Origin of the sequence: Winogradskyella sp. HaHa_3_26 (assembly GCF_019278425.1) — a bacterium.
Lineage (GTDB): Bacteria > Bacteroidota > Bacteroidia > Flavobacteriales > Flavobacteriaceae > Winogradskyella > Winogradskyella undariae.
The window spans coordinates 2239787-2256089 of sequence record NZ_CP058981.1 but is presented as its reverse complement, the minus strand read 5'-3'; the positions used below and the strand labels follow the sequence as shown (position 1 = coordinate 2256089).

Genomic DNA, 16303 nt, shown 5'->3' with positions numbered 1-16303 from the left:
TTTAGTAAGATTATAAATTAAGTAGTTGGGATTACTAGAGAAGATTTTTCAATATGTTGCAAATATTCTACAACAGAAAAAACACTTTTAAATAATGTTTTTTTGATCTCTTGATCTTTTATTATTTTTAAATTAAAGTCAATAATGACATCTTTATGTGTACAAAAACGTTTAATTAATGTACTCAAAATAAGTCCATTTCGTTTTAAAGCATTCGCATTAACATATCCTATATGTTTTAAATTAAACTCATTAAACATATATCTAGCTCCTGCTTTGGTTGCAGCAATCTCTGATACATTTCTTTTAATTTCTATAACAGAAACCTTATCAGGGCAGACTTCTTTTATATCGTCTAAATGATTTAATGTCTCATCTTTACTTTCGTTATCTACAAAACATATTTCAATATGTTCTGAGCTCTTAATCTGGTCTATAAAGAACGATTTATCTATATCTGTTTCATTATTATGAAATATTATTATAATTCCAATCTTCATTAGTCCTCTGTTAACTAGATTATGCTACTTCTATTTTAGCTGGTTTTCCATCTGATTTTTTAGATCTATAAACCCAAGCTATTTGTGCTAATTGCCCAACTATTTTTACAGAATCTTTCATTGATAGTTTAGAACCATCTGCATGAATCCAGCGTTTTAAAGGTTGTTCGCATAGCATAGCTTTAGCCTTTTTTAAACCAAAATGGATACTCATTCTTTTAAAAATTTCTACATCAAAAATCCATTGTGTTACAAATTTTTCACCAAATGCAATCTCAATAACATCTTTACTAAATATTTTGGCACCACATTGCGTGTCTTTAAAGTCCATTTTTAAAATCTTTCTGATAATAAAATTAATTGTAAGACTTATAATTTTTCGTGCAGACTCTTTAGTTATATCTGCTCCCATCCTAGAAATCCTAGAACCACTCACAATTTTAAAATCAGAGGTTTCAATCGTCTTTACTAAATCATCAAAATCTGCTAAATCTGTAGATAAATCGGCATCTAAAAAGCCTATATAATCTAAATCTGCTTTTTTAGAAATATGCAACATACCTAAACGTACAGCTTCAGCTTTTCCTCCATTTTTTTCACAATCATAAACCGTAATAAAATCTTCTCTTCCCTTTTGTAAATCTTTTAAAAGTTCTAGAGTTTTATCCGTACTTCCATCGTTTACAAAACACAAATGATAGCCTGAATTTTTATCTATATAACTAATAAATTCATCTCTAAATAAACGTTCTTCTTCATTATAACAAGGTATGACAACACCAACACAACGCTCTTGAATCATTACATCACTATTTGCGACAGAGTTTCGCATTTCTGGAGCACCAATTAAACGCTTTACACGTGCACTGATTTCATTTAGGCTTAAAGGTTTTTTCATGTAATCATTAATACCTAACTCAAATCCTTCTGTAATCGTTTCGTCTTGCGTGTTTCCAGACAAAACCATGATTGGTATTTGAGAATTCTTAGTCTCTCTAATATATCTTACAAAGTCTAACCCAGATAAACCTGGCATGTTAATATCTACAATCACTAAATCTGGATTAAACGATTCATATAATTTTAATCCTTCAGTAGCATCAGTTTCTATTTTTACCTCATAACCTAATTCAACTAACCTTTTTTGTAAAGGAAGTAATACTAGCTGTTGATCATCTATAGCTAAAACTTTCATAATAAGTTGGTTTTTATATTATTGATGATTCAAAAGTAGTCTAGAAGACGTTTATAAAATTCTTATTTAGTTTAACTTATAGACAAGTGTAGATGAATGGTAGATTACTATAGATAATTAAAAATAGAACCCCTATTTAAATTATATATCTTTACCATGTTGTTACAGCTTAGGCTTTAAATGAAGGAAACCTCAAATAAATACTTAATATCTGCGCTTCTCTTAGGATTAGCTTTTCATGGTAGTGCCATTTTTTTTACTTTGGAAACAACTTATGATGCTTTAATACATCTGTTTTTTGCAGATCATTATGCACATAGTTGGTTTGAACCATGGAATTATGAATGGTATACTGGTTTTACAGTACAAAGCTATCCGCCATTAGTTCACCAATCTATAGGTTTACTCTCACTAATTGGCGGCTTAAAATTTGGCATGTTTAGTGTCGCATTAATAGCCATTGTATTATTTATTACAGGTACATATCGTTTTTCTCTAATGATGACAGGTAATAAAACTGTTGCTGGTTATGCTTCTATCTTAGCTGTCTTTTCATCCTCTTTTGTAGAAACGCTTCACATATTTGGGCAATTACCAAGCATTATAGGTGTTTCTGTATTAATGCATGCCTTACCAGAAATCTATTTATGGTTAAAAACAGGTGAAAAATGGTATTTAGCAACTAGTTTATCACTTATTGCTGTAACCGTTACCTCTCATCATGTGACTCCTATTTTTGGAATGATCTTTTTTATTTTCCCGTTAATAGGAATGGTTATAATGGATGTTTCTAGAGGTCAAGTCAACACAATGAAAGAGGTAACTTTTAAGTTATTTTGGAGTAGCTTTTTAAAGCTCTTTAAACGTATTGTAAGCTTTGGGATGTTATCTTTAGTATTAATTGTTGGTTGTATTTTTCCGTATTGGTTAAACTCTAAAGCCAACCCAATTACACAAGTACCAATACCGCATGGCTCTCGCGATAATTTTTTAGAAATCACATCTTCTGGTTTAGTCTTCTTTCTAATTCCTTGGGGAATTTTGTTAGTCCTATTACCTTACATATTTTACAGGTATTACAGCAAACGCTATTTGTTTTTTGGGTTATCTGTAACCATTTGTACTATTTTAGGAACTGGTGGCACAACCCCTATTCCTCTTAAAATGTTAGGCGAAACTGCTTTTAATATTTTAACCTTAGACCGCTTTACACTTTGGGCCTCTATTTTATCCATCCCTTTAATGGGTGAATTTGCCTATCGTTTAGTTGAAGGTGATTTAAAGACATTAATTCAAGAAAAGTTTGGTGCCGTTTACCATCGTATTATTGGAGGATTACTAGCAGGACTTGCTGTTTTTATGGTCGTTTTCACCATGAGTCTCAACTATTTTAGACCCTCGCAACCACAGAAAATAAAGATGTTACCCATTGTGAATTTCTTAAATCAAGATGACCATGATAAATGGCGGTTTTTAACCCTTGGTTTTGGCGACCAAATGGCTTGGTTAAGTGCACAAACCAATGCTTTAACCGTAGATGGAAACTACCACTCTGCAAGACGTTTACCCGAATTAACCACAAGACCAATAGAACGCTTAGAAAACTCTAAATTTAAAGGCGTTGCTGGTATTGGATCGTTACAACAATTTTTAACTACGCCAGAAAAATACAACCTCAAATACATATTTTCTAACGATAAATTTTACGACCCTATTCTTTATTTCTGTGGTTGGCAACGTTTACGACAGTTAGAAAATGGCATTATGGTTTGGGAACGCCTTAATATTCCACCTGTATCTTCTATTTTACCAAAAGAAGATGTTGCTACTTGGTTAAAAATAATGTGGGGTGTTATTCCTTTTCTAACCGTATTAATCGCCTTTGCTTTAAACATACAAATGCTTTGGGTTAATATGCTAAAAACACGCATAAAACCTATTCCTGATTTTTTAAAGTATTCGGCTTCTTACTCTAAATTTAATAGAAATGTATTAAGAATCACTCATGTTTGGTCATTGTTTTTGGCTGTCATAGTATTTTATGGCATCTATTTATTCTATTTAAAAAACGACTCGCAACGCAGTCCAGAAAATGCCATAATAGCCTATTATGATGCTTTAGATTTTAAAGAATTTGAAAAAGCTCACAGCTTAATCGACCCACAAAGCAAACTACCTATTGCTCAGTATATGTTAGAAACTTCGGTAACTGATGGTTTACTGAGTAGTTATGCCAAAATGGATGCAATTGAAACTGAAATCACAGCCTATAATGACAGCACTGTCTCTGCAAAGGTGACGAGTCAGTGGATTACACCTTTAGAAAAGATTGAAAAGGTAGATTACAAAACCTTATCTAAACGAAATCAAAAATGGTATTTACAACCCGACGAATTAAATAACGATTTACCACCAGACCAATTGTATTCTGCCAATGCTACCAAATATTTTAATCAAGGTAGACGTCGAATTACCACAGAACAAACCCATCATGAAGACATTTTAAAACAACCCGTTTTAGAAGTTGTATCTGCAAAACTGGTCCAATACAATGGTCATTATGCAATTATAGGTGAAGTACAAAACATCGATAATGTCCCTGCAGATGTTATTTTAAAAGGAACATTGTACAACGATGCAAATAAACAACTTGCTACGTACAACGCCAAATACCATATGAAGCATAAATTGATGCCTAAAGAATCGAGCAGTTTTAGAATTAATTTTGAAGGTATTGCCTGGTCTAAAACGCAAGACTCTATTCCTGACACCTTTAATCCTGATGAATTTACACCCGTTGAATTTGAAGAACAACCCACCAAATTCAATTTACAAGCTGCAGGAAATGTTTCTGGATCAGACTTATATAAAAGTGTTGTTTTAAGCGCTATTGATATTAAAGACGAAACCATTACTGGAAATTTATTTAATAGTGGAATTCAAGAAATTACAATACCTCAACTATTAATTACGTATTATGATGCAGATAAAAACATGGTTTGGGTAGATCATTTATTTGTAAAAGCAGGTGTAAGACAACAACGAAAACAAGATTTTGAATATGAAATTTTAAAAAATGGAAAAGTAAAAATCATTAGTGATGACATGAAAAATATTTTTATTAACGGTCTACCAAACGATGCTATTGCTAGTAAAATAGTACCTAACAGAATTGAAAACCATTCAGAAGCACAATTACAAAAAATTGACCATCCAGATTTTAGTTATATTAAAATAGAAATAAACACCTATATAGGAAACCCTAATTAATGCCAATCAAACACACATATCTATTCCTTTTAGGATTAATTTTATTATCCTCTTTTGCTGTGAAACAACAAAACGAAGGCAGTAGGATTAAACTAATTACAACCCAAACACAATATGAGGTTGGAAATCCTATTGTTTTAAAATTTTCTACTTCAAATGGAGAGCAACCTTTACTTTATTGCTCTAACAGTTTTGGTTCGACGTTAATTTCTGGTGTTTTAAATTCAAAAACCTTAGAATATACATTTCCAGAACACATAACTAAAAAAACAGGTGTTGTAAATTGGATATTAACAGACAAAACAACTTCTATAAAAGGAAGCTTCAACATTAAACCAAAAGCTGAAGTTGCTACTATGGAAACCTATATTGGACCGCCAAGTATTGAAGCTGGTGGTACAGACTACACCATGCTAGTCATTATTCCAACGGATTCATTAGACAATCCCGTTCCTACAAATACTTTAGTCACAGAAAAGCATCAATTTTTAGATTCCGAAGAAACAAACGCTATTTACACCAACAATTTAATCGCCTTTAGGAATATTTATTCAAAAAAAGAAAGTGGTCGTATGTTAGTGTCTTCAGAAAGCTTAGGTATTAACTCAAAAGAATTTACCATAAATGTAGCTTCTGCTATCCCTACAGATTTCAACATTTCAACAACGCGACCTCATCAATATGCTGATGGCAATCAGGTGACCACTTTTACAACGTCCATTATTACGGACAAGCAAAAAAATGTAGTAAGCGATGGGACGTTTGTCACCTTTTACATTACCAATAAGAATCAGAATATTTTAAAAACTACAGGGACAACTATAGATGGTATTGCACAAGCAAAAATAATCCATCCAGATTACGAAGACACTTGGAATATTAAAGCTTACGTAGATGGCATGTCTGAAAGCGATAACATTACACTAACTTATAAACAAGTTGTTGAAGATTTTGACATCTTATTTTCAAATAAAAATAGAACAATAACCGTTGGTCCTTTACATAGTTTTATGGGGCAAATGATTCCTGATGGCTTACATGTAACATTAAACATCTATAGAGACCAAGTTTTAATTGATAGCATTATAAAAACATCTTTTAATGGTTATGTTAATTTCAATTTAAAACACGCAATGTATCAAAATGGCGATTATAATTTCAGCATAAAAACGGCGGGAAAAACAAAAAAAATAAATACCAAAACACTATGGTAGGTCTTAACAAGAACATACTACGTACCATATTAATTATCTCATATATTATGGTTATTGCCTTTATTATTTCTGGTGTTAGTGCCTTATTTAGTTACTTAAATACAGGTGCAGACCGAAGTAGTATGTTACATACTGAAATACAAAAAGTAGAACAATACACACCAAAATTAACTTGGGAACCTTTACAAAACGAAGGGCGACCAATGGATAACGAAAATTTAAATGCCTTACAAAATGATTATTTGGATGCTTGGTATGTAAAACAAATAGCTTACAAGAGCAACAAAACAGCCGGTATAAAAGATTATTACACCGATAGTGCGAGAAAAAACCTGTATGATTTTATTAGCCTAAACAAATCTAAAAACATTAGCATAGAAGCCACAACCTTAAACCATAATCCTACTTTAGAATTTTTTAGTGAAGATGGACAATTAGCAGTCGTTACCGATAGAAATGTGGTAGAATACAAACGTATTTTTAAAGCTGAAAAACTGATACTTGAAACTACCGAAACCTCCACCTATAAAATGGTGTTTTTACTGGAAGATGGATTTTGGCGGATTCGGCATTTGGTAAAAGAAGAAAGTAAGCCATACCATTTTGAAGCTAAAACCATTGCAACCGATAATATTAATATTAAAGGCATCAACTATTATCCGCAAGCTAATCCTTGGGATATGTTTGGCGATGATTTTTCTACTGAAACTATTGCTAAAGACTTTAAAATCATAAAAGACGCTGGATTAAATTCCGTTCGTATTTTTGTGCAATATGAAGACTTCGGAAAAGCTAATGTAAAACCAGAAAAGCTAGAAAAACTTAAACAAACTTTAGATTTAGCTGAAGCTGTACACTTAAAAGTGGTGTTAACGCTTTTCGATTTTTACGGGGATTATTCGGTGATGGACTGGACCTTAAACCAACGTCATGCTGAAATCATTGTCTCTACATTTAAAGACCACAACGCTATTATTGCTTGGGATATTAAAAATGAGCCCAATTTAGATTTTGAATCTCGAGGTAAAGCAAATGTGGTTGCATGGCTAGACCACATGATAGACATCGTAAAATCTATAGACAGCCATCATCCGGTCACTATAGGTTGGTCTAATACACAAAGTGCACCTATTTTAAAAGACAAAGTAGATATAGTATCCTTTCATTACTATGAAGATTTAGAGCAATTAGACACAGCTATAAAAACCTTAAAAACAGAAATCCCAAACAAACCCTTAGTGTTACAAGAATTTGGAATCTCTTCCTATTCTGGCTTTTGGAAACCGCATGGATCTTCAGAAGAAGACCAAGCTAATTATCACAAAAAAATCCAAGAACTTATTGCAGCAAATAACTTACAATTTATGTCTTGGACTTTATATGACTTTACATATATACCAAAGGAAGTTGTAGGAAGGCTTCCTTGGCGTAAAAATGCTCAAAAGCATTTTGGGTTTATTGATAAAAATGGGGCAAAAAAGGAATCGTTTAAATATATTTCTAATTAATATTTATCATTTAACATGAAGTATTTCTATTTTAGGAAGTATAAGTTACTTAATCACAGTTGTGTTAACAGCCATTGAACTATGCTCTTTTTTAGCAATAATGTCTGAAAAAGTTTCTAAATACATATCTGCTATTTGCGACATTGGATGTGCTGTTGCAGCTTCATAATTAATTTTAGAAAGTTGTAACCTATAAACTTCATCGGTTACAATAGCCTCTATGGCAGATGCTAAACTTTCAATACTCGTTGGTTCAAAAAACTCACCTCTATAACCTTCATCTTGTACTAGCAAAGCTAAGTCCCCTAAATCTGGCATTACAACAGCTTTTCCGTAACTTCCGGCTTGGTGTAAAACACCCGAGCTTCCTGTAGTCGATGTGTAAGGAAATACAACTACCGCACTTTCGTTAAATAAGGTTGGTACCTCGTGTTCTTCAACATAACCTGTAAATCTTACCTGAGGAACATGTTTATAACCCTCTTGTACTTTAGCTAAATATCCTGGAACATTTGGATTATCTGTTCCTGCAATAACAACTTCTAAATCTAATCCTGTTTTAGCTCTAACTAATTCTACTGCTTCGATCATTCCTTCCACTTTTTTATAAGTCCCAAACTTCCCGAAGGTCATAATTTGCATCGGCCCTTTTGGTAAATTATAGCTTGGTTCTTCCGCAATTTCAAAAGTACCATGAGGTATCAATTTTATATTAGGTGATAAATATTTTATCTCTAAAACATTTACATATTTCTGCATTGTTACCGCTACTGTATCGGCTTGTAAAATAAGCCTTGTTAAACTAGTTCCGATAAATCCGTAAATTTTCTGCATTAACTTATTTGATGTAAAACCAGCACTTCCTAAATCTACTTCTTCAAGAATATTATGCAATAAAACGATATTAGGAATCTTTTTTAACTTACAAACCCATGGCAACATTAATCCTAAAGCTGCTGCTACTTTTTTATCGCCAAATTTCATAAACTGTAAGTTGAATAATACAGCATCTGGTTTTGTAACATTAATAGCTTTAGTTACTGAAAATATATTTTTATAACTGTTAAAAGACCAACATTCTTTGACTGTTATTTTACAACCTTGCTCAGTAAATTCGATATCCTTAGCACCTTCAGTTTTATCTGTTAATAAAATTAGTTCTGTAACCGCTTCCTTTTGTCTAAACTGCTTTACTAAATGGTAAGCATACTCGTTTAGAGTGACTTTACTAGGTGGATATGCGGTAACAATAGCTAATTTCATAATGAGGTAAGTTTTAAATGTTTTGATTAATTACAATGCAAATTTCATATTTTATTTCTCTAAAAATCATCACTTTCGTTGGGACGACTTTTACTATAGACGAATGGAATTATTCTTTAGACAAAACCTTTTGCTGTGTTGCTATTTCAATCTTAAAAAACACTAACTGTATGATTAACAATGAAATCATTGCTATAATTTGCATGTGCACTACCTGTTCTAAACTATCATGAAAAAAGACTACTAATAGCATTTGGAGCATCCCAAAGACTCCAGAAATGATTACTGGCACGTATTTATCTAAAGACAGATAGTAATAAGCGAAGATGTTAGAAATAGCAAACATCGAGGTAGCAATGGCATATTTCCATAATAAAGGAGCCATAGAAATATATTGTTCTCCAAAAAGTATATTTATAATTAACTCTGGAAAACTTAAACATGTTAAAACGATAATAATTGAAATAACAGCAATGTAACCTACATATTTAAATAATACAGAAGCCGTTTCTTTACCTTCTTTCTTCAACTCTACTACTGCAGGTAACAATAACATTACAAACATCCAAGCTATGAAATATACAATTCTACCTATTAAGGCTAATGAGGCGTATAAACCAGCTTCGTAAGATTCAAAATAATGTTTTACCAGTAAGATATCACTATTATTGATTATGATTTGTGTAAGCTCGTAAAATGCAGTTAACAAAAAGAAGTTTTTAATCTGTTTGCTATCATCTAAAGCTAGAGCTTGCGACTTTTTAAAATTGATATTTTTAGTTTTGAAAGGAAACATTCCGAACACAAAAGACAACACAATGCCAATAGCAATGACCGCTGATGATTGTATATTGAATAAAAAGATTAAACCCAATGTAATTAACAATCGGCTTAACATTTCACTTTGATAGGTTATAGATAAAGACTTGTAAGCTTTTTTACCCTGAAACGCTCCTCTATTAACACTCATTAAAAAATACAAAGGCACACCGCAACCAAAAATAACAAACATCATAGAAGAAGATGTGTTAAAAACTGTTTTTAACTGCGACGAAAAAATAATGATTAAAACTCCTAATATAACTCCTACTAAAAATGCTTGCTGATAAGTTTTAGCAATGAAGTTTTTAAAGACATTATTTTCAAATAACACAGAGAATTTTGCGGTAACCAATTGAAACGTCATCGCCATAAAAGACAGCACCAATAAAAAAGTTATTAATACGGCAGCATCAGCAAATTCGGTTGGTCCAAGCACCCTTCCTAATATAAGATTATATAAATAATTACCTCCATTTACAGCTAAAACACTTACCATAAACAGTTGCTCTGGTGTTATCTTTCTTGATTTGATTGCTGCTAATAATTGCTTCATTTTTAACTAGTATTCGTTTAAATCTGACACAAATATCTCACGTATTTCCGTGTATGTTCTGTATATTTCGACGGATGGCAAGTTGCTGTAGGTGAATGACAAACTATAACACCGTAACTTGCAATTAGAAAATTACACAGAGATTATGACATTAAAATCACTTATTAATATCAGCTTATTTTTCATCGCTTTTAGCGCCACTGCTCAAGATATGAAAGAAGGTTTTACTTACCTAGAAACAGGAAAATATAATAAAGCTGAATCTTTCTTTAGTACAATATTAGAAGACTTTCCAAACAATAAAACGGCACGTTTATGTTATGGTCGTGCTATTGGACTTAACGGACAAGCAGCAGAGGCTAATTTATTATTTACAGCGTTACTCGCAGATTACCCAAATGATTTTGAAGTAAAACTAAATTACGGAGAGTCTTTATTATGGAATAGCAATTTTACTGATGCTAAAGTTTACTATAAAGGTTTAGTTACTGAAGATCCAAAGAGTTTTGCTGCACTATTAGGTTTTGCAAATACACTTTCTAACTTAAAGGAATATGAAGATGCTTTAACTATGGTAAATAAAGCCTTAGACGTTTCACCAGGAAACCCAAATGCTTTAGTCTCTAAAAAGTATATCTATTTAGGTTATGCTTACCAAAACCAACAAGCACAAAATTATGATAAAGCCGAAATTCTTTTAACCAAAAACCTTGAGTTATATGGAGATGATAAAGACACCTTATTAAACTTAGCTAATCTCTATTTAATATGGAATAAGCTAGAGAGTGCAAAAATCATGTACAATCGATTAGCAGAACAACCAGAACACAAAATCATAGCATTAAATGGTTTAGCTTTGGTAGAACATTTAAATGGCAAAGAAAAGAAAGCACTTAGTATTAGTACTGAAGCTTTTAATAGTTTAAATGACAACACAGATCAAAATATTATTAAACAAACCACAGAGCGTTATGGACAGGCTTTAATCTGGAACAAGAAGTTTAAAGCAGCAACAAATTTAATTGACACATTAATTATTGAGAACCCAAACAAAAACTGGGTTTTAGCCCTACGTGCGACTTTAAATATATATAAGAGTAATTTTAAAAAGAGTTTAACCGATTACAACCAAATATTAGAAAACGACAGTACGTCTTTTGATGGTAACCTAGGAAAAGCCAATGTACTAAAGGCATTAGGCTACATAGATGAAGCTTATACCTCAGCAGAGAACACCTTAAAATTTTACGACAACCAAAAAGATGCTACAAACTTTATAAATAAATTAAACAATAGCTTTGCTCCTACTTTAGAATCTAAAGCAGCACATACTTTTGATAATGGAGACAACAAAGCTTATTCATTTAATAGTAACGTGGTCTTTCCTTTATCTACAAAAGTAGCTATACTCGGTAATTATAACTACAGAACTACCAATAACACCATTACAGACAATAGCGCAACCTCTAATAATATTTCTTTAGGATTATCTTATAAATTTATACCAAGCATCACATTTAAAGGTACAGCAGGTATGACTTCTGCAAACACAGAATCTGATGATTACACACAGCTTTTAACAGATCTTTCTTTTAATATTAAATCCTTTAAACTACAAACCTTAGATGTTGGTTACAAAAGACAAATTGAAAGTTTTAATGCCGACTTATTAGACCGTGAATTGGTGCAAAATAATTATTATGCTAACTATAATTTAGGTACTAATTTTAACTTAGGTTGGTTTACACAATTAATGTACACCTCTCAAAATGATGGCAACAAAAGAAACTTGTTATTTACTTCATTATATTATAATTTATTACCAAAACCCTCTCTTAAAGTTGGCTTTAACTACCAATATATTACGTTTAAAGATCAGTTACCAACCGTATATTTTAGTCCTGAGAAATTTCATAATTACGAAATATTTATAAACCTCATTAAAGATGAAGCAGCTGCAAAACCTAAAGAATGGTTTTACAATGCAACGGCAGCTTTTGGTTACCAATATATTGAAGATGATGCTAAAATAACGGCTTACAGAATACAAGGTGCTTTTGGTTATAAATTCTCTGAGCGTAGTTTATTAAATCTATACGGAACCCGAAGTAACATTGCTTCTGCAACTGCTGCTGGTTTTACATTTACTGAAATTGGTTTACGTTTTAAATGGTTATTTTTGAAGAAGGCGGTTTTTAAGAGAAACTAAAACTTTCTATTTATATTAGGCTAGATTAGGTTTTAGAACAACTTATTTAGCAGAATAATATTGAACATAAAACCCCAAAAAAAACCTCATAATTAACTTATAAGCAATTAATTATATATATTTTCACATGTATTCTGCTCTGATTTTCTTAAAACCTTACAAGGATTTCCTGCTGCAAAAACACTTGAAGGAATATCTTTAGTCACCACACTTCCGGCTCCTATAATTGTTCTATTTTCAATTGTAACTCCTGGACAAATTACAACAGCACCACCAATCCAAACATCTTCTCCAATACTAATAGCTTTTCCAAATTCAAGCCCAGAAGAACGTTCTTTATAATTCATTGGATGCGTTGCTGTATATATTTGAACATTAGGGCCAATTAATGTTCTTGAACCTATAACAACTTTCATTACATCGAGAACAACACAATTAAAATAGACATCTTCTCCTAGCTCAATGTTAGTTCCGTAATCACAATAAAAAGGCGTTTATATAAATAAATTCTTTCCTTTATGAGGCAATAATTCTTCTAAAAGATAGCTATTTTTTTCTTCTTGGTTTTCTACAAGATCATTTTTTTTAATAACAACCTTGCATTTAACCTTTCTTTTGGTTAATTTTTTATCTGAAGCATCATATAATTCTCCTGAAAGCATTTTCTATTTTTCAGTTTTCATAAATCAATTTATTCAATAATTTTAATTTAGTTGGTGTAATATCAAAAATCATATATAACATCTGAATGCAAATATTAATAATACCCATATTATTTACTTAGTTTATCTAATTATATTTTTAATATCAAAGCAAACACCTCATGAAAATATGATTAAAATCCTAACCAATAAAAAAGGCAAAAGCTTTCGCTTTTGCCTTACATAGGGGGAAATTAAAATTAGTTTAGGGTTATTTCACTATTAATTTAAAGGTTTCAAAATCAAACTGATTACTAATAATTTTACAGAAATATAAGCCTGAACTTAAGTTATCTCTGTTAACATTAATACTGTTTGCTCCTGATGTCACTTTATGCTCTGCTGTGTAAACTACTTTACCAGTTTGGTCATAGATTACAAACTGCACTAATTCGCTATAATTAGCAGAGAAAGTAACTGTTGCATGGGTTGTCATAGGGTTTGGGGACACTTTTAATAAATTTTTATCTGTACTATAATCTATTACAGATAAGGCACTAGTTTCTGAGAATCGTAGGTTACTCAAGTGCATCTCTTTAGATACTGTTATTCCATTCTCTGCAACCATTGTAAACACGATGGTTACAACATCATTTAATTCTACTTCATTATCACTATTATTTTGTAGGTCTTCTATATTAATTATATATTCTTGAAACTCGTTTGTTAATACTATTGTTGCTTTATATTGTTCTTCCCAATTGGTAATACTTTCTTTTACAAAAGTGATTTCTAAATTACCAGTACCTTTTGCACTTAATTGAAAACTACTGTAATCCGTAACATCTACAGCTTTAAATCGTGGAGTTAATGCTCTATAAGCGGCAACGTATGTACTGATCGTTGCATTTAACTCTACATTACGTTCTATTGGAAAACTTGTAGAATCAAAGCTATAATCATTAGTTGTTACGTTATAAAGCCCCACTACTGTTCCTTCTTGTGAGGCATCAATTCCCCAAGGACCATCAGACATAAATAAATCGTCTGGTGTAGCAATACCGTCACCGATTCTAAATCCTATATCAAAAAGATTCCCTGTATCTACAGATACATTAGTGATATAATTACCATTAAGATTTATTGTAGAATTAAGGTTTCCGAAGTCTTCTGTTTCTGTAACTCTATAGCCCGCATCTAAAGTTACACTCTCTGTACCATTAGTATTCACAATTTGTAAATCTAATGCCCCATTAGTATAACTTCCTTTTCTAACAAACACAGTTGGTGGTGTAGAATTATTATAACTTGTAATTGGTTTTTCTATATCTAATAAATTTAGAACCTCTTGCCCTAAGATGTACAAATCATCAATTGTATTAGACCATATTTGAAAATTATAGAATGTTACGTTTTCTTCATATTGACCTAAATTCCAATGGCTTTCTATAGCAAAATTTGCTTCATCATTTACTACTTTGGCAGACAAACTTAATACAAACTCATAAGTACCATCTTCATTTTTAATGATAGATTTTATAAATTGTTGCTCATTTATCTCTATAGTATTTACGGTTATTAACTCCCCCCCTAATAAACGATCACAGATATATTTGGTATGCTCATAAACACCATTTTCTGTTTTTAAAGCTAAAACTGAAGCTACAGAACTATTATTCTTCATATAATCTACGGCATAGATTTCCGTTGCATTTGTAATACCTATTAAGTCTGATGGTGATGCTTCTATAGCTTCATCTTCATTAATGCTTGTTAATGGCACAAAATCTTGCAATGTAAAACCAGAATCTAAATTACTCTTAGCATAACTTGTTGTTTTAGAAACACGTTTAGCTCTCGCTGCATTAAATTTATATCCTGTTTTTGCTCTTTTAAAGTTACGTGCATTAATTTGCTCAGATAACCTACTATTACTCTCTAATCCGCCTGAATTAGAACTAGAAATTGATGTTTCAATGACATCGCATAATCCAAAACCAGAACAAGAAGGATCTTCACAATCAATAAGTCCATCACCATCATCATCAATACCATTATCACAAATTTCTTGTAAAACTGGTGCTGTTGGGCAACGTGCACCATCATTACTTGAGCTAGATGGCCCAAAAGCAAATAAGTTAGACTCTATAACATTAATACCATTTAAATCTTGTACTGCCTGAATAGCATATATAGTTCCTGTTTGATTTGCTGAAATATAAAAACGTCCTTCATTATCAAAATAAACTGCACCATAAGTATAAGTTAAACCAGATATAATTGGCACAACACCTAAAGCACTTACTACACCTGTCTCTGGATTAATACGATATAAGATATTTGTATTTTTCTCTACAGCATATAATTGACCATCTACTGAATTAAAAGCCCAATCATGAATACTTATATTTTGAGACAATGTTTCTGTTGACTGATATTGTGTATAATTCTCTGACTCTGGGTTGAGATCTATTTTATAATATGAAGTTCCACCACCTTTTAAATAATAGACACCCGCCGAACTAATATCACCAACATAACGATTGCTTGAAGGTAACTCATCTATATAATATGTTGTTGTACTAAAATCTTTACCTATTTTAACAATAGATTTAGTTGGTGACGATAATGATCCCCAAATAAATCCATCAGCAGGATTGTATGCTGTTGCATTAATATTACCAGGTGTAACATCTTCTGCCACTTGATAAGAATTACCTGAAGCTAAATCAATCGCATAAACATCATTGTATTGAAATAAATATGCGTTAAAATCACAATTAAAAGGCACATCTTGTGCTTTTACAGCGAAGCTCATTAAAGCTATTCCAATAGCAAGTAATTGATTTTTAAAAGTGTAAATTAGTTTCATAGTCTGGGCATTATTAGATTATGACGCAAAATTAACCTCTTAACACGTGTTTTCTTTTAATATTCGATTGACACAATCGATTGAACGCCAAAACACTATTTACTGTCGACGAATGGTTTTTCATGCCCTTTACATATTGAAAAATAAGGGAATAAAAAAAGGCAAAAGATTTCTCTTTTGCCTCAAAACTCAATTAACTAACTATACTTAATCATCAACCAAACGATCATGGGTCAAAAGTAAGAGATAGTTTAAT

Annotated in this window: 11 protein-coding genes; 4 read left to right on the top strand and 7 right to left on the bottom strand. The window is 31.6% G+C overall.

Annotated features, from left to right (window positions below):
• Positions 1-17: 17 nt before the first annotated feature.
• Positions 18-500 carry a glycosyltransferase gene (locus tag H0I32_RS09760; RefSeq protein ID WP_173586311.1) on the bottom strand — a complete coding sequence of 161 codons (483 nt, stop codon included), beginning with the start codon at positions 498-500 and terminating at the stop codon, positions 18-20.
• A gap of 19 nt (positions 501-519) precedes the next feature.
• Positions 520-1695 (bottom strand): response regulator, encoded by a 1176-nt coding sequence (locus tag H0I32_RS09755; RefSeq protein WP_179313501.1) that lies wholly within the window; start codon positions 1693-1695, stop codon positions 520-522.
• A 180-nt stretch (positions 1696-1875) separates the two neighbouring features.
• Here H0I32_RS09755 and H0I32_RS09750 point away from each other — a divergent pair, with 180 nt between their 5' ends.
• Genes H0I32_RS09750 through H0I32_RS09740 form a run of 3 tightly spaced genes read left to right on the top strand, consistent with a single transcriptional unit; the run spans position 1876 to position 7687 of the window.
• A complete protein-coding gene (locus tag H0I32_RS09750; protein ID WP_179313502.1) occupies positions 1876-4965 on the top strand; it encodes a hypothetical protein in 3090 nt (1029 codons plus the stop codon).
• The gene (locus H0I32_RS09745; protein ID WP_179313503.1) at positions 4965-6179 is read left to right on the top strand and encodes a hypothetical protein; all 1215 of its coding nucleotides are present in this window, start codon (positions 4965-4967) and stop codon (positions 6177-6179) included. Before H0I32_RS09750 ends, H0I32_RS09745 begins: the two co-directional genes overlap by 1 nt.
• Positions 6173-7687, top strand: a complete 1515-nt coding sequence (locus tag H0I32_RS09740) for a glycoside hydrolase family 2 TIM barrel-domain containing protein (protein WP_179313504.1) — start codon at positions 6173-6175, stop codon at positions 7685-7687. Before H0I32_RS09745 ends, H0I32_RS09740 begins: the two co-directional genes overlap by 7 nt.
• Before the next feature lie 45 nt (positions 7688-7732).
• Here H0I32_RS09740 and H0I32_RS09735 read toward each other — a convergent pair whose 3' ends face one another.
• Positions 7733-8950, bottom strand: coding sequence for a glycosyltransferase (locus H0I32_RS09735; RefSeq protein ID WP_179313505.1), 1218 nt, complete (start codon positions 8948-8950; stop codon positions 7733-7735).
• A gap of 109 nt (positions 8951-9059) precedes the next feature.
• Positions 9060-10325 (bottom strand): oligosaccharide flippase family protein, encoded by a 1266-nt coding sequence (locus tag H0I32_RS09730; protein WP_179313506.1) that lies wholly within the window; start codon positions 10323-10325, stop codon positions 9060-9062.
• A 145-nt stretch (positions 10326-10470) separates the two neighbouring features.
• Between H0I32_RS09730 and H0I32_RS09725 the strand changes: the two genes are divergently transcribed.
• The gene (locus H0I32_RS09725) at positions 10471-12534 is read left to right on the top strand and encodes a tetratricopeptide repeat protein (RefSeq protein ID WP_179313507.1); all 2064 of its coding nucleotides are present in this window, start codon (positions 10471-10473) and stop codon (positions 12532-12534) included.
• Positions 12535-12641: 107 nt separating this feature from the next.
• Here the strand turns inward: H0I32_RS09725 and H0I32_RS18130 are convergent, their stop codons facing one another.
• The 3 genes from H0I32_RS18130 to H0I32_RS09715 form a co-directional block, all read right to left on the bottom strand.
• Complete coding sequence (locus tag H0I32_RS18130; protein ID WP_306456225.1) at positions 12642-12950, bottom strand: DapH/DapD/GlmU-related protein; 309 nt, start codon at positions 12948-12950, stop codon at positions 12642-12644.
• A gap of 78 nt (positions 12951-13028) precedes the next feature.
• Entirely contained in the window at positions 13029-13196 is a 168-nt protein-coding gene (locus H0I32_RS18125) for a maltose acetyltransferase domain-containing protein (RefSeq protein ID WP_306456224.1), read from the bottom strand.
• A gap of 250 nt (positions 13197-13446) precedes the next feature.
• Positions 13447-16047: a DUF6923 family protein gene (locus H0I32_RS09715; protein ID WP_179313508.1), complete on the bottom strand. Its 2601-nt coding sequence runs from the start codon at positions 16045-16047 to the stop codon at positions 13447-13449.
• Between the last annotated feature and the right edge of the window lie 256 nt (positions 16048-16303).

Excerpts from the sequence above, each read along its gene's own strand:
- H0I32_RS09755 (WP_179313501.1), bottom strand. The coding sequence starts at position 1,695 with ATGAAAGTTTTAGCTATAGATGATCAACAGCTAGTATTACTTCCTTTA.
- H0I32_RS09750 (WP_179313502.1), top strand. The coding sequence starts at position 1,876 with ATGAAGGAAACCTCAAATAAATACTTAATATCTGCGCTTCTCTTAGGA.
- H0I32_RS09740 (WP_179313504.1), top strand. The coding sequence starts at position 6,173 with ATGGTAGGTCTTAACAAGAACATACTACGTACCATATTAATTATCTCA.
- H0I32_RS09735 (WP_179313505.1), bottom strand. The coding sequence starts at position 8,950 with ATGAAATTAGCTATTGTTACCGCATATCCACCTAGTAAAGTCACTCTA.
- H0I32_RS09760 (WP_173586311.1), bottom strand. The coding sequence starts at position 500 with ATGAAGATTGGAATTATAATAATATTTCATAATAATGAAACAGATATA.
- H0I32_RS09725 (WP_179313507.1), top strand. The coding sequence starts at position 10,471 with ATGACATTAAAATCACTTATTAATATCAGCTTATTTTTCATCGCTTTT.
- H0I32_RS18130 (WP_306456225.1), bottom strand. The coding sequence starts at position 12,950 with ATGAAAGTTGTTATAGGTTCAAGAACATTAATTGGCCCTAATGTTCAA.
- H0I32_RS09715 (WP_179313508.1), bottom strand. The coding sequence starts at position 16,047 with ATGAAACTAATTTACACTTTTAAAAATCAATTACTTGCTATTGGAATA.
- H0I32_RS18125 (WP_306456224.1), bottom strand. The coding sequence starts at position 13,196 with ATGCTTTCAGGAGAATTATATGATGCTTCAGATAAAAAATTAACCAAA.
- H0I32_RS09730 (WP_179313506.1), bottom strand. The coding sequence starts at position 10,325 with ATGAAGCAATTATTAGCAGCAATCAAATCAAGAAAGATAACACCAGAG.
- H0I32_RS09745 (WP_179313503.1), top strand. The coding sequence starts at position 4,965 with ATGCCAATCAAACACACATATCTATTCCTTTTAGGATTAATTTTATTA.